The sequence below is a fragment of the Stenotrophomonas sp. 89682_Sma genome (assembly GCF_056481405.1).
On the sequence record NZ_CM151147.1, the window covers coordinates 2,502,607 to 2,516,811 of the forward strand.

General features: G+C 66.9%; 12 protein-coding genes. 7 read left to right on the plus strand and 5 right to left on the minus strand.

Annotated features, from left to right (window positions below; genetic code table 11):
* Window positions 1-53: 53 nt before the first annotated feature.
* Both ACZK29_RS11570 and ACZK29_RS11575 read right to left on the minus strand, forming a co-directional pair.
* A complete protein-coding gene (locus tag ACZK29_RS11570; protein WP_478446023.1) occupies window positions 54-1,997 on the minus strand; it encodes a MacB family efflux pump subunit in 1,944 nt (647 codons plus the stop codon).
* A gap of 2 nt (window positions 1,998-1,999) precedes the next feature.
* On the minus strand, window positions 2,000-3,181 hold the full coding sequence (locus tag ACZK29_RS11575) for an efflux RND transporter periplasmic adaptor subunit (protein WP_478446024.1): 1,182 nt from the start codon (window positions 3,179-3,181) through the stop codon (window positions 2,000-2,002).
* Window positions 3,182-3,417: 236 nt separating this feature from the next.
* Between ACZK29_RS11575 and ACZK29_RS11580 the strand changes: the two genes are divergently transcribed.
* From ACZK29_RS11580 to ACZK29_RS11595, 4 genes are all read left to right on the plus strand, one after another.
* Entirely contained in the window at window positions 3,418-3,984 is a 567-nt protein-coding gene (locus tag ACZK29_RS11580; protein WP_478446025.1) for a hypothetical protein, read from the plus strand.
* A 53-nt stretch (window positions 3,985-4,037) separates the two neighbouring features.
* Window positions 4,038-4,754 carry a response regulator gene (locus ACZK29_RS11585; RefSeq protein WP_478447086.1) on the plus strand — a complete coding sequence of 239 codons (717 nt, stop codon included), beginning with the start codon at window positions 4,038-4,040 and terminating at the stop codon, window positions 4,752-4,754.
* A gap of 3 nt (window positions 4,755-4,757) precedes the next feature.
* On the plus strand, window positions 4,758-5,834 hold the full coding sequence (locus ACZK29_RS11590; protein WP_164146342.1) for an ATP-binding protein: 1,077 nt from the start codon (window positions 4,758-4,760) through the stop codon (window positions 5,832-5,834).
* 155 nt (window positions 5,835-5,989) lie between these two features.
* Entirely contained in the window at window positions 5,990-6,916 is a 927-nt protein-coding gene (locus tag ACZK29_RS11595) for an ABC transporter six-transmembrane domain-containing protein (RefSeq protein ID WP_164146343.1), read from the plus strand.
* A 127-nt stretch (window positions 6,917-7,043) separates the two neighbouring features.
* Here ACZK29_RS11595 and ACZK29_RS11600 read toward each other — a convergent pair whose 3' ends face one another.
* Window positions 7,044-8,156, minus strand: coding sequence for a DNA glycosylase AlkZ-like family protein (locus tag ACZK29_RS11600; RefSeq protein WP_478446026.1), 1,113 nt, complete (start codon window positions 8,154-8,156; stop codon window positions 7,044-7,046).
* Window positions 8,157-8,209: 53 nt separating this feature from the next.
* Window positions 8,210-8,794 carry a TetR/AcrR family transcriptional regulator gene (locus ACZK29_RS11605; RefSeq protein WP_164146345.1) on the minus strand — a complete coding sequence of 195 codons (585 nt, stop codon included), beginning with the start codon at window positions 8,792-8,794 and terminating at the stop codon, window positions 8,210-8,212.
* Window positions 8,795-9,033: 239 nt separating this feature from the next.
* On the opposite strand from ACZK29_RS11605, the gene ACZK29_RS11610 reads away from it, so the two are divergent.
* Complete coding sequence (locus ACZK29_RS11610; protein ID WP_478446027.1) at window positions 9,034-11,229, plus strand: TonB-dependent receptor; 2,196 nt, start codon at window positions 9,034-9,036, stop codon at window positions 11,227-11,229.
* A gap of 156 nt (window positions 11,230-11,385) precedes the next feature.
* Here the strand turns inward: ACZK29_RS11610 and ACZK29_RS11615 are convergent, their stop codons facing one another.
* Window positions 11,386-12,051 (minus strand): TraX family protein, encoded by a 666-nt coding sequence (locus ACZK29_RS11615; RefSeq protein ID WP_164146347.1) that lies wholly within the window; start codon window positions 12,049-12,051, stop codon window positions 11,386-11,388.
* 114 nt (window positions 12,052-12,165) lie between these two features.
* Here ACZK29_RS11615 and pip point away from each other — a divergent pair, with 114 nt between their 5' ends.
* Window positions 12,166-13,113 (plus strand): prolyl aminopeptidase, encoded by a 948-nt coding sequence (gene pip / locus ACZK29_RS11620; protein WP_164146348.1) that lies wholly within the window; start codon window positions 12,166-12,168, stop codon window positions 13,111-13,113.
* Window positions 13,114-13,644: 531 nt separating this feature from the next.
* The gene (locus ACZK29_RS11625; RefSeq protein ID WP_111203160.1) at window positions 13,645-13,944 is read left to right on the plus strand and encodes an EF-hand domain-containing protein; all 300 of its coding nucleotides are present in this window, start codon (window positions 13,645-13,647) and stop codon (window positions 13,942-13,944) included.
* Window positions 13,945-14,205 lie beyond the last annotated feature (261 nt).

The window sequence follows — 14,205 nt, forward strand, 5'->3', positions numbered from 1 at the left end:
AAGGGCAGCCGAGCGCGGGCTCGGCCCTGCTGGTTCCAGCAGCGGGCGCGACCCTATTCGGCCGCCAGCGCCTGGATCGGGTCCAGCTGCGCTGCATTGCGTGCCGGGAAGTAGCCGAAGCCCAGCCCGATTGCCGACGAGCACGCCAGCGCAGCCAACACGGGTCCTGGCGTGAACAGGAACGGCACACCCAGCGACAGCAGGCTGGACAGCGCCCCCGCGCCAAAGGCAAGCAGCACCCCCAGCACGCCGCCGAACAGGCAGATCAGCACCGCCTCAATCAGGAACTGGCGCAGGATGTCACCCTGCCGTGCGCCCACCGCCAGGCGCACGCCAATCTCGCGCACGCGTTCTTTCACCGACACCAGCATGATGTTCATCACTCCCACCCCACCCACCACCAGCGCCACGGCTGCAATGGCCGAGACCAGTGCCGCCAGGGTCTGGCTGGACTTCATCACCGCCTTGCGGATCTGGTCGGCGTTGTAGATGAAGAAATCGCGGCGACCGTGCAGCCGCTCCAGTTCGGCGCCCAGCGAGGCCTCGGCAGCATTGGTGGGTACGTTGTCGCGCACGCGTACGGTGATGCTCTCCAGGCGTTGGCTGCCCAGCAGTCGCGAAGCCGCCGAGGTGTAGGGCACGTAGACCGTAGGGGTCGCGCCGCCAGCGAATGCATTGGCCCCCACCACGCCGATCACCTCCACCGGCATGCCGCCCAGCAGCACCGTGCTGCCGATCGGGTTGCCCGTGAACAGCGCCTTGGCGGCCTTCTGGTCGACCACACCCAGCGCACGATGCTCACCCACTTCCGCGTCGGTGAAGAACCGCCCTGCCTTCAGTCGCAGTCCACGCACGCGCAGCATGTCGGCCCCCACGCCAAGCACCTGCGTGTTGGCACGACGACTGCCCTGCAGGGCCGCTACCGATCCGGTCAGGTTCGGGCTGACGCTGTCCACGTAGCTCAGCGCCGCAAGATGATCCGCATCGCCGACCACCAGTGTCTCGATCTCCGCCGAGCGTGGGTCGCCGAAATCGGCACCCGGGAAGATCTCCAGCGTACTGGCGCCGAGTTCGTTGATCTGCGACTCCACCTGCGCCTGGGCGCCCTTGCCCAGCGCCACCACGGTCACCACGGCCGCCACGCCGATGATGATGCCGAGCATGGTCAGCAGGGTACGCAGGCGATGTGCCAGCATCGAGCGCACGGCCATCCGCGCGGCCTCGCGTACTGCGTCCATGCGTGCGCGGCGCTCTGTGACCGATGACCCACCGTGTTCGGGCGCGGTTGCTACGGATGCAGAATCCGGGCCACGCTCACCGCGATCTGCCACCACGCGGCCGTCCGCGATCTCGATCACCCGCTTGGCATTGGCCGCGATCGCCGCGTCATGCGTGACCAGGATCACCGTGTGGCCCTGTGCATGCAGGCGCTTCAGCTCGGCCATCACCTGCTGGCCACTGGCGTGATCGAGCGCGCCAGTCGGCTCATCGGCCAATACGATGGCGCCGCCGTTCATCAGCGAGCGCGCAATGGACACGCGCTGCTGCTGGCCACCGGACAGCTGGCTCGGCCGGTTCGCGGTGCGCTCGCCCAGGCCGAGCGTTTCCAGCAGCCTGCGCGCGCGGGCCGTGCGTGCTTCCGCCTCCATGCCGGCATAGACCGCCGGCAGCGCTACGTTCTCGGTAGCGCTCAGGTTCTCCATCAGGTTGTAGCGCTGGAAGATGAAGCCGAAATGCACGCGGCGCAGCCGTGCAAGCGTATCCGGTGCCATCCGCTCGGTGGCCTCGCCGTTCACCCGATAGCTGCCCTCGGTCGGCCTGTCCAGGCAGCCGAGGATGTTCATCAGCGTTGACTTGCCCGAGCCCGACGGGCCGATGATGGCGATGAATTCACCGGCGTCGATGCGCAGGGAGACGTCCTTGAGCACCACAACCTCGCCAGCACCCGAGCGATAGCTGCGCGATACGCCATGCAGTTCCAGCAGTGCGTCGGCCATGTTCACATCCCAAGCAGGCTGGTCGGTTCGGATTCGCCGCCGCTGGGCGCCTGGCCGATCACCACGCTCTCACCCGCCCGCAGGCCGCTGAGTATCTGCACGGCGGTAGCGGTGCGCAGGCCGGTCGTCACTGCACGCTCGCGGACGCGGCCCTTGGCGTCGACCACGCGCACGGTGCCGCGGTTGCCATCCATGTCGTCCGATGCGACCAGCGCCGTCAACGGCACCTGCAGCGCATTGGCGGCGCGCGCGAGCTGCACGGTCACCTTCACCGTCATCGATGGTTTCAGTTTCAGGCCGGGGTTGGCCACATCGAACAGGCCGGCGTAGTACACCGCCTTGGGCGACTGCGCCGAGCCGCCTGCATTGCCGGTCGCGACGTCGGCAATGGAAGATGGCGCTGGCTCCAGCTGCTGCAGATGGGACTCATAGCGGCGACCGCTCGGCCCCAGGGTCGAGAACCACAGCGGTTGCCCCGGCGCCACCAGTTCCACATCAGCCTCGGCAATTTCGGCACGCACGGTCATCGTGTCCATCTGCGCCAGCATCACGATGGTCGGCGTGGTCTGCATCGAGTTCAGCGTCTGTCCTGCCTTGGTCACGATGGCCACGATGTAGCCGTCGCTGGGCGAGACGATGCGGGTATAGCCCAGGTTGATCCGTGCGGTTTCCACCTGGGTCACCGCCTGGTCGATCTGCGCCTGCAACGCGGCGGCCTCCGCGCGCGCCGCATCGCGCGCCACACGGGCCGCTTCGAAGCCTTCCTGCGAGACCAGCCGCGATGCCACCAGCTGCGACTGGCGCTCGTACGTGCGAAGGGCCTGGCTGTAACGCGCCTGGCTGGCCGCGTGCTGCGCACGCAGTGTGTTGGTGGCTGCTTCGGCACTGCGCAGGGCAATGCGCTGCGGCTGTGAATCCACTTCGGCAATCAGGTCGCCGGCCTGTACGTGCTGGCCCAGCACTACATGCAGGCGCTTCACCTGCCCCGAGACCTGCGCGCCCACCGCCACCAGCTCCTTCGGATTGACCCGGCCGACTGCCTGTACGGTCTTCTCCAGATCCGCCACCCTTGCCGGTGCGGTGATCAGCGCGGCATCATCATCGTCGGCAAACGTCCACCATCCAGCGCCGGCGGCCAGCGTTGCCACGGTGGCGGCAATGATCCAGGTCCTGCGGTTGCTCATCGAAACGCCCGGTTGGGTGCAGTCGCCCCGTGCGACCGCCGAAACCGCAGTCTGGAAGCCACCGATGGACGTTTCTTGGAGCCACTGTGGAGATTGCATGGAGGCGCGGCAGCCGTTCAGGCATCAGCCCCGGGCCTGAACGCGATAGCTCGCATCCACGCAATCTCGACACAATCTCGACCGAGTCTCCATCAACGGGCGCTAGCCTCGTCGGCCTTGCCGACTGCCAGCCTGCCGTGTCCCCTTCCTACCCAGACCTGCCACCCATCGATGTGCGTCGTGCCTACCTGGCATGGTGTGCGCCTTCGCCGTGGTTGATCGCACTGGTGCTGGCATCGAGCAGCACATGGATGTGGGTCGCGCCGTATCCGGTAATCCCATTGCTGGCCGGCTTCGGGGCCGCCGCGCTGGTGGGGTTCCGCAGTGATGGGCCCGGCCGCACACGCCGCGCCGGATCCCTCGCATCGCTGGCGCTGATCGGCCTGGCGGTCTGGGCGACAACGCACCCGGCGGCTAACGTCACCCTGCATCTGCTCCTTGCCCTTGCCACCGCCGTGGTCGCCGCCCTGCTGGCAGTGCGCCTGCGCACCATCGTGGGCATGGCCTCGCGGCTGCAGGCCCGGGTGAACGCCACTCCCATGGCCTCGCGCTGGGGCAAGCTGCCGCCGGCGCTGTCCCCGCTGATGCTGCAGCAGCTGCGCGGCGCGGGTGCGCTCGAGCCCAGCCTGCAGCGCACGCTGGTGCTGGCTACCCTGGCGTGGGCTGCCAACGAAGAGGCGCAGGAATTGGAACGCCGACGATGACCCTGCCCCTGATCCCGCCCCTGCCCGCCCTGGCCTCGAACCCGCAGCACGCAATGAAGCACGAACTCCGTAACCGACAGGCACCCTTGGTGCTGATTGCCGAAGATGAGGGCGAAATCGCCGATATCCTCGGCGCCTACCTGGCCCGCTCCGGGCTGCGCAGCGCCCGCGCCGCCGACGGCGAAGCGGCCCTGGCCAGCCACCGCCAGCTGCGCCCGGACCTCGTGCTGCTGGATGTGCAGATGCCCAAGCTGGACGGCTGGCAGGTGCTGAGCGAACTGCGGCGGCGCGGCAACACGCCGGTGATCATGCTCACCGCGCTCGACAAGGACGTGGACAAGCTGACCGGCCTGCGCGTGGGTGCCGACGACTATGTGGCCAAGCCATTCAACCCGGCCGAGATCGTGGCACGCATCCAGGCTGTACTGCGTCGCAGCGCCCGTACCGTGGTCGAAGAGCCCAATGGCCTGATCCGCCAGGGGCCATTCGAGATCGACCTGCGCAGCCACGAGGTGACGGTGCGCCTTGGCGAGCAGGTGCATGCCCTGAACTTCACCCTCACCGAGTTCCGCCTGCTGGTGCATATGGCGCGCGCGCCGCGCCAGGTGCATGCGCGCGTGGACCTGCTGCACGCCTGCCTGCCCGAAGGTGATGCGCAGGAACGTACCGTCGACAGCCATGTCAGCAAGCTGCGCCGCAAGCTGGAAGACGTCGGCGTGATCGGCATTCCCGCCACCATCCGCGGCGTTGGCTATCGTTTCCTGGACTGAATGATGAACCCCAAAGGCAAGAGCATCGGCCGCCAGATCACACTGTCCATCACGGTCGCCTCGTTGTGCTCGACGGTGCTGTCGATCAGCGGGTTCTACCTGTTCTACTACCTGATGGAGGTGTTCTATCCGCGCTGGTATGACGAGCCGGAAACGATCATGCCGTCCGGGCTGGAATGGTTGTGGATCGGCCTGACCGCCACCGTCGTCGTCATCTTCGCCACGCTGGTCGCCTCGCGCCTGACACGGCGCATCATCACCCCGCTGAACTCGGTGGCCGCAAGCCTGCGTCGCGTGGCCAGCGGTGACCTGGAGGCGCGCGCACGCGGCGGCGACACCTCGATGGCCGAGGCCGCCACATTGGTCAGCGACTTCAATTCCATGGCCGAGCGGCTCAGCCGGATGTCCGAGAACCGCGTGTTCTGGAATGCGGCGATCGCGCACGAACTGCGCACGCCGATGACCATCCTGCGCGGCCGCCTGCAGGGCATCGCCGAAGGCGTGTTCGAGCCGGGGCCCGAGCAGTTCAACAGCATGCTCACCCAGCTGGAGGGCCTGACCCGCATCATCGAGGACCTGCGCGTGGTCAGCCTGGCCGAGAGCGGTCACCTCGATCTGCGCCTGCAACGCAGCGACGTCAGCGTGCAGGTGGCCGCAGTAGTGGAAGCGATGTCCGAGGCGCTGACCGAGAGTGGTTTCTCGGTGACCTTGGACGCGCGTTCTTCACTGGCCGACTGCGATCCGGCCCGCATCCGCCAGGCGGTGCTGGCACTGCTGGAAAACGCCCGTCGCCATGCCATCCCCTGCCCGCTGCGGGTGCGCGTCACGCTGGCGGAGGGGCACTGCACGGTGACCGTGGAAGATGGTGGCCCCGGCGTGCCGGACGAACTGCGTGACAGCATCTTCGAGGCGTTCCAGCGCACCGATGTCTCACGCTCGCGGCAGAGCGGCGGTTCCGGGCTGGGCCTGGCGGTGGTGCGCGCGATTGCCGTTGCCCATCACGGAACGGCGCGATGCAGGGCGACCGAACGCGGCGGCAGTGCCTTCGAGATCCGCTGGCCGGTGCACGCGCGTCGTTGAGAGCCATCGCTGCCCTGGAAAGCCCGAAATGCCGGAACTGCCTGGGTAGAGTCGACTGTCAGTCGACTTGCGCGCGCAAGCGCGGGTTCTTCCACCAGTTCGCAAAGAGCAGTCGACTAACAGTCGACTCTACCCCCGACCCACCCAGGCATCCCATGAAACACCCCCACGATCCAGCGGCCGCCGCCGGCAGCATCGGGCAGCAGAATGCGGCCGCCACTCTTAAGGCGATCCTGCGCACCTATCCCTGGCAGCTCACCGGCACGTTCTCGCTGGTGGCGCTGGAGAACACCCTGCTGCTGGCCTATCCGTTGTTCGCCGGCTTCGCGGTGGACGCGATCATCAGCGGCAACATCGGCCATGCCGTTTCCTATGCCGGCGTGGTGCTGTTGTTCTGGCTGGTCGGCGCCGCCCGTCGAGCGATCGATACCCGCACCTTCACCCGCATCTATGCCGATCTGGCAGTGAGCGTGGTGCAGGCGCAGCGCCGCCTGGGCCAGGCCACGTCCACCTCGGCGGCACGCGTGGTGCTGGCCCGCGAGTTCGTCGACTTCTTTGAAAAGCACGTCCCCATCATCGCCACCGCGCTGGCATCCATGTTCGGTGCGGTGGCCATGCTGCTGGCGATCGAACCGATGGTCGGTGCCGCTGGCCTGGTCACCCTGCTCGGCGCCCTGCTGGTACTGCCGTCGTTCGCACGCCGCAACGAGCAGTTGCATGGCCGACTGAACAACCGCCTGGAACACGAGATCCGCCTGGTCGACCGGGTCGGCCCCTCGGTGCTGCGCCGCCACTACACCACGCTGTCGCGCCTGCGCATCCTGCTGTCCGACCGCGAAGCCGGCGCCTATGTGGTGATCGGGCTGGCTGCTGCGGCATTGTTCGCGCTGACCATCGGCCGCCTTGCCATCAGCGAGGGCGTCACTCCGGGCCACGTCTATGCGGTGATGACCTATCTGTGGACGTTCGTCGGCAGCCTGGATGATGCACCGTCGATGGTGGATCAGCTGGCGCGGCTGAAGGACATCGGCCGCCGCGTCAGCCCCGGCATGGAGGATGCGGAGCGCAAGGACGCCGCTTGACCGGTAGATGCCCACCTTGGCGGCACCGGTGGAAGCCAGCGCCAACCAAGGTTGGCGGCTACCGAGAATGATGAACGTTGCTTCGATTTTCTGGCCCGCGCGAAGAACAGCCGAGCATGGCTCGGCTCTACAGAAAAGCTGCCATGCGCTGCAGTTCGTCTTCAAGCGCGCCACGAAACACCTTGTCGCGGGCCAGTGACTTGCCGGCGTAGCCCACGCTGGACGCCAGTTCACCGTCGTGCACGCTGAGATTGGCCCAGCCCACCACCTGGTCATGCCACAACACCGGCAGCGCGTAGTACCCGTACTGGCGCTTAGGTGCAGGCGTGTAGGCCTCGAACTTGTACACCCATCCCCACAACAGCTCGAAGCGGCGGCGGTCCCACACCACCGGATCGAACGGCGCCAGCAGGCGCACCTGTTCGTCCGGCGCATGGCGGCGCGAGCGCGGGTTTTCGTCCACCGGCCAGTACCAGGTGGTGCCGTCCAGCGTACAGCTGGCCAGCTGTTGCTTGGCCAGCTTCAATGCCTGCCGGGTCTGCTCGGCCAGATGGGGTGCACCATAGCCCAGCAGGCGCACCAGATAGGTCAGGCTGGCCGAGGGCAGCGGTGCGTACTTGCGTACCACCAGGTCGATCAAGGCGGCGGCGCGTTCGATCTGCGCCTGCTCGCTGGCATCGGCCTCAGGATGATCGGCCACCGCGTAGATGCGGGTGCCGCTGTCGCGCCGTTGCACGCGCAGCAGGCCACGGTAGTGCATGCCGTCCAGCAGATGCGTGCTGGCGTTGCTGGTGCCGCCCCAGTAGTTGGTCACCCGCCCATGCGCGAACGCCTGGTCGACCTCGCGTGGGTGCACGCTCCCACGTTCGCGCACGAAGGCCAGCACGTCCTCCGCTCTGCGCCGGGTCTCGGCATCCCATGCGCGCCTGGAGACACGCGGATGCATCAACGCCAGATGTTCGCGTGGCAGGAAGCCGTAGTTCACCAGGCAATCCTCCTCCACCGGCAGGCGCGCATAGCGCCGCTCCAGGTCACCGGCGCGGTAGTCCTTCACCCGGTGGCGCAGGGTCAGGTCCTGTGCGCGTGCCGGTGCGCGGATCGGGTCGGCCTGCACGAAGCCCAGGCGCCGGATCGCAGTCAACAGCGTGGTGGGTTTGAACAGCGTACGCGCCACCGCATGGCGGCGCAGATCATCGAGGGTGGGCGTGGCAGGCATGGCCGCATTGTAGATCCACGCCATGCGTGGATGGGGCCGTGGCGAACCGTGCAACGGCACCCACGCATGGCGTGGATCTACCGAAGTTCCAATACCTCCAGCGAACCGATCACCAGCGCACGCATGCCCTGCTTGAACTCGGTGATCACCTGGCCCTCTTCGTCGTCCGCAATCCCGTAGACCGTGTCCGCACCGGCAATGCAGTAGAACGCGATCGTAGCCAGCAGCCAGCGCGCCTTGTCCAGCGGCAGGCCGAACACCTCGGCCACATGCGCCTGGTGCGAGGCGATCTTGTCCAGCATCGGCGCGGTCGCCACCGTGCGCCGCAACAGGTACGGGGGCAGCCCAGGATGCGCCTTCACCACCTCGCACAGTGACTCCACGAACACCATCAGGTAGGCCTCCAGCCCGCCCGGCGCATCGGCCAACGCGCGCGGAATCTGCCAGCGTTGGAACACCGCCTCGGCCACCAGCCGCTTCAATGCGTCCAGGTTGGCCACGCGCTTGTAGAGCGCGGCCTGGGTCACCGCCAGTTCGGCGGCCACGTTGGCCATGGTCAGGTTCGGCAGTCCCAGTTTGATGCCGATGTCGGCCAGGCGATCGGGGGTGATGGTGGGCGGGCGGCCACGGGCCGCCGCCAGGGTCTCAGGGTGCATGTTCATACCGTAGCGAGGGTGCCAGCAAAGGGACCCTCTTGTCCGCTTCGTATGATTTAGTTTAATTTACTCAACTAATTAGGAATGCGTGTGGTTCGCAACCCCGCCGCCGTCCGCAATCGAGCCCATGGCTCACTTCCCGCCAGGTCCCCACCCAGCCGACAACCCTGCGCTGCGCCCTCCCCCGTGCTTGCCGTCGGCAGCGCGCCAGGCGCGCTCGCACCTGCGATTCACAGGAACCTGGCATGACCGTGTACCACCTTTCCTCTCCGCTGCAGCGTGCACCGGCCGCCGCGACCCGCGTGCAGATGCATCCGCCAATGGCCCGGCGCTACCGGGTGTCGGCCTTGGCGCTGGGGCTGCTGGCCTCGTTTGCCGCGCTGGCCGACTCCGCGCCATCCACCCTGCCGTCGGTGCAGGTACAGGAACAGCGCCGGGTCACTGCAGACTATGCGGGCGGGCAAGTGGCCGCCGGCAGCCGCGTCGGCCTGCTCGGCGACAAGGACTTCATGGACACGCCGTTCAATACGGTCAGCTACACCGAGTCGTTCATCCGCGACCGCCAGGCCAAGGACCTGACCGATGTCATCGCCGCCACCGACCCCACGGTGTTCAGCAATGGCGTCACCGGTTCCTGGAGCGAGAACTACGCGATCCGCGGATTCGCCTCCAACACCAGCGACACCACTTTCAATGGCCTCAGCGGCATGGCGCCCTACTACCGCACCTCGCCGGAAATGTTCGAACGCATCGAGGTGCTGAAGGGCCCGTCCGCGCTGCTCAACGGCATGCCGCCGGGCGGCTCGGTCGGTGGCAGCGTCAACCTGGTCCCCAAGCGTGCGGGCGAGCAGCCATTGCTGCGGGTCAGTGCCAACTTCGCCTCCGACGCGCAGTTCGGCGCCCATGTGGATATGGGCCGTCGCCTCGGCGCGGGCCAGCAGTTCGGCATCCGCTTCAACGGCGCCTACCGTGATGGTGACGGCGCAGTCGGCAAGCAGCGCAAGAAAGTACAGCTCGGTTCGCTGGCACTGGACTGGCGCGGCGAACGTGCGCGGCTGTCGGCCGATCTGTACAGCGCCGACGACCGCGTCGACGGCCCGGCGCGCGGTGTTGGCCTGGCACCGGGCGTAGCGATTCCGCGGCCACCGCGTGGCGACACGCTGATCAACCCGGATTGGGCCTACGTGGACAGCCAGGACAAGGGCGCGATGCTGCGTGGCGAACTGGACATCAACGAACACCTGATGGCCTACCTCGCGTACGGCACCAGCAGGACCGACTACCGCTACAACGGCTCGATCAGCGCGCAGATTCTCAACCCGGCCGGCGACTTCAGCACCGTGATCGGCCAGCTCGCGTTCGACATCAAGAAGCAATCCGGTGACGCCGGCCTGCGCGGCAGCTTCCGTACCGGTAGCGTGGGCCACCAATGGGCCGCCAACGTGACCCACTACCAGCACACCCAGAACGACTATGGCCGCCGCAGCGTGCCCGGCTGGGACTGGACCACCAATCTGTACAACCCGGTGTGGGGCCCGGCCGCGCCGTTCGTGGCGCCGCACATCTCGCATACCGACCTGCGCCTGGACAGCCTCGGCTTCGCCGATACCCTCTCCTTCGCCGATGACCGCGTGCAGCTGACGCTGGGCGTGCGCCGCCAGCAGGTAGTCAGCGAGACCTTCAGCGTGGCCACGGGCGCACGTAGCTCACGCTACGACGAGAGCGCCACCACCCCGGCCGCGGCGCTGCTGGTGAAGGCGACCGACAGGATCTCCCTCTACACCAACTACATCGAAGGCCTCAGCCAGGGCGCCACCGCGCCGATGACTGCCGCCAATGCCGGCGATGTGTTCGCACCCTTCCGCACTAAGCAGAAGGAGCTGGGCCTGAAGCTGGACATGGGCAGCTTCGCGCACACCTTCAGCGTGTATGAGATCAAGCGCCCAAGCAGCTATATCGACCCGGTCACGAATATCTTCTCGTTCGGTGGTGAGCAACGTAATCGCGGCGTGGAATGGGGCTTCTTCGGCGCACCGCTGGACGGCGTGCGCCTGCTCGGTGGCGTGGCCTATGTGCAGCCGAAGCTGACTCGCACGGCCGGTGGCGTGAATGAAGGGCGCATCGCCACCGCCGTGGCGCAGCGGCAGGCCAAGCTGGGCGTGGAGTGGGACGTGCCGACCTTGCAGGGCCTGACCTTGACCGGCAATGCCACGGCGATGTCGAAGCAGTACATCAGTGCCGACAACAGCCTGTCGGTACCGGGGCGTACGTTGTTCGACGTGGGCGCGCGCTACAGCACGGCGCTGGCCGGGCGGCCCCTTGCGCTGCGGGCCACGGTGAACAACCTGACCAACAAGTCGTATTGGGGCATGCCGTTGTTGTCGAGCCTGGCGCTGGGTGCACCGAGGACGGTGCTGGTGTCGGCCACGATGGATTTCTGAGCCGGGCGAGAAACTGTCAACGGGTTCCACGCGTGGCGTGGATCTACCGGAAATCATGGAACCAGGCCATGCCTGGCTGGTTCCATGGTGATCCGCCAAACGCATCCACGCATGGCGTTGATTTACCGGCACAAGGCACGACCATGCATGCACTGATCACGAAAGCACGCGCGCCACCACCGCCAATACCAGCAGATGCCCCACGTAGTATCCATAGAACATCCAGCGCCAGCGCGGCAGTTGCCATTGCACCCGTGCGGCTAGCAGCACCACGGGAACGGCCAGCAGGGCCCAGCCGTTCCGATTGGCCCAGCACACCGCCGCCAAGGCAATCAGCAGCGGCCACCACGCACGATGGCGGAACGCGATCCAGGCCAGCAGGACACTGCCGACGCCGGCCCACTGGTAGTCCACCAGCATCGGCAGTACACCCGCCGCCAACAACAGCAACAGGGGCCGGTTGTTGGCCAGCGCGTGCACCGCCACGGCTGCCAGGGCAAACGTGAGCAGGATGTTGAGCGGCAGCCAGGAACCGAACGCGAGTGCGTGCAATGGCTGCGCGATCAGCCCCCACAGCGCCAGCCGACGCATCGACTTGCGAAGGTCGGCGCCCGGTTGGGCCAGGTTGCAGGCCATCACCAGCGCGAACAGCGGGAAAGCGATACGCCCCAGTTCGCTTACCACCGGCACGTAGCCGCCAAACACCATTTTGGCCACGTGATCGCCGGTCATGGCCAGCAATGCGATCCACTTCAGCAGTTCGCGGGCGCCACTGCCAAGGTTGACGCTGAACGTGGACGTCCTTGTCGTGGTCTCGTGCATCCCGGGAGCTTATGCGCATCGGCAAGCCCATTTCCAGCATCCGGCACGTGACACCCCCTGCCTTGGCCGGCGCCGGGCGCTATGCTGGCCGCCCCTGCTTGTGAGACACCCGTCATGCGCACCCTCTACCCCACCATCGAGCCGTACCGCGAGTTCACCCTGCCAGTAAGCGATCTGCACACGCTGCACATCGAAGAGTGCGGCACCCCAGAGGGCATTCCGGTGGTATACCTACACGGCGGCCCAGGCGCCGGCATTTCACCCACCCATCGCCGCTTCTTCGACCCGGCGCGCTACCGCATCGTATTGATCGACCAGCGCGGCAGCGGCCGTTCCACGCCGTTCGGCGAGCTGCGCGACAACACCACGCAGAACCTGGTGGCCGACATCGAGAAGGTGCGAGAACACCTGGGCATCGAACGCTGGCTGGTCTATGGCGGCTCCTGGGGCTCGACCCTGTCGCTGGCCTATGCACAGGCGCATCCCGAACGCGCGACCGGCCTGATCGTGCGTGGCGTGTTCCTCGGCCGCGAGATCGAGAACCGCTGGTTCGCCGAGGCCAACGGCGGTGCGCGCTGGATCTTCCCCGAGCGCTGGGACCGCTATGAGACCTACATCCCCGAAGCCGAGCGTGGCGACATGATCGCGGCGTACTGGACGCGCATGGATGGCCCGGATGAAGCGAAACGCATCGAAGCCGCGCAGGCGTGGCTGGGCTGGGAAGACAACGCCGCCACCCTGCAGCACGACGTGGATGCCGAATCCACGGATGATCCGCTGGACACGCTGGCGAAGGCCCGCATCGAAGCGCACTATTTCCGCAACGGCATCTTCCTGGAGCCCGACCAGCTGCTGCGCAACATCGATCGCATCCGCCACCTGCCCTGCGTGATCGTACAGGGGCGCTACGACATCATCTGCCCGCCGCGCAGCGCCTGGGATCTGGCCAAGGCCTGGCCGGAAGCCCGGCTGGAGATGGTGACCTCCGGCCACAGCGCGAACGAGCCGGCCACGGTGGATGCGCTGGTGCGGGCGACAGATGCCTTTGCCGACCGTTTCTAAGGAGATGGTAGTGCCGGCTGCAGGCCGGCACCCCACCGTGCGAGGGTAGAGTCGACTGTTGGTCGACTGCTCTTGGCAGGACGCTGAAAACCCCGCGCTGCGCGCGAAAGTCGACTGGCAGTCGACTCTACCGAGCCGCTTCCGTCGAGTCATCTCCGCCCAACCCCGCCCCCATACATCCGACAGATGCCTTTGCCGACCGCTTCTAAGGAGATGGGTAGTGCCGGCTGCAGGCCGGCACCCCACCGTACGAGGGTAGAGTCGACTGTTAGTCGACTGCGCTTGGCAGGACGCTGAAAACCCCGCGCTGCGCGCGAAAGTCGACTGGCAGTCGACTCTACCGAGCCGTCTCCTTCGAGCCATCACCCCCAAGGCGTCCGCGCGCAATCGCCGCTGCGCGGCCCGGTGAATGGTGGCCCACCGGCAACGGCCTGCGGCCCGCTTCTTCGCAGCCCGCTTACAGCCCCGCGCAGATGATCCGGCCGTGGCCATGCACAGCGTTGGCCTACATCCTCACTTCTGGAGCATGCCATGACCGGTTCTCGCTACCTCCCCATCATTTTCTCGCTTTGTGCGGGCCTGCTGCTGGGCGCCTGTTCCAAGCCCCAGGAGGCCAGCAAGGCCACCGCCGCCGAGGACGTGACCGAAGTGAAGCTCATCCCTGCCTACGAATCGCTGGACAAGGACAAGGACGGCATCGTCACGCTGGCCGAGGTGGATGCCGTCGCGCCGGACTGGGCAGAGCGACTGCACGCCTGCGATACCGACCGCAACAAGACGCTGAGCCGCGGCGAGTACGACGTGTGCAAGCAGACCAGCGCTTCGCATTGATCCATCACTGAACCTTGGCGCTGCGCAGGCCCGGCTATACCAAGGTATAGCCGGGCTAACCCACGAGCCTCTAGGACTGCCCCATTCAGGGGCGGACAATAGCGCCACTGGCCAGGGCAACCCTGGTCAGCCCCTCCCCTCATGGAGACGCAGATGGACCCCGACCCTGCCGGGCGCACCGCGCCCCGGATGACCGCTTGTTGCCTGTTCCTGGCGCCTGCCCGCCGGTCCCTGCCTGCCTGAGTGACGGGGGCCGCCAGG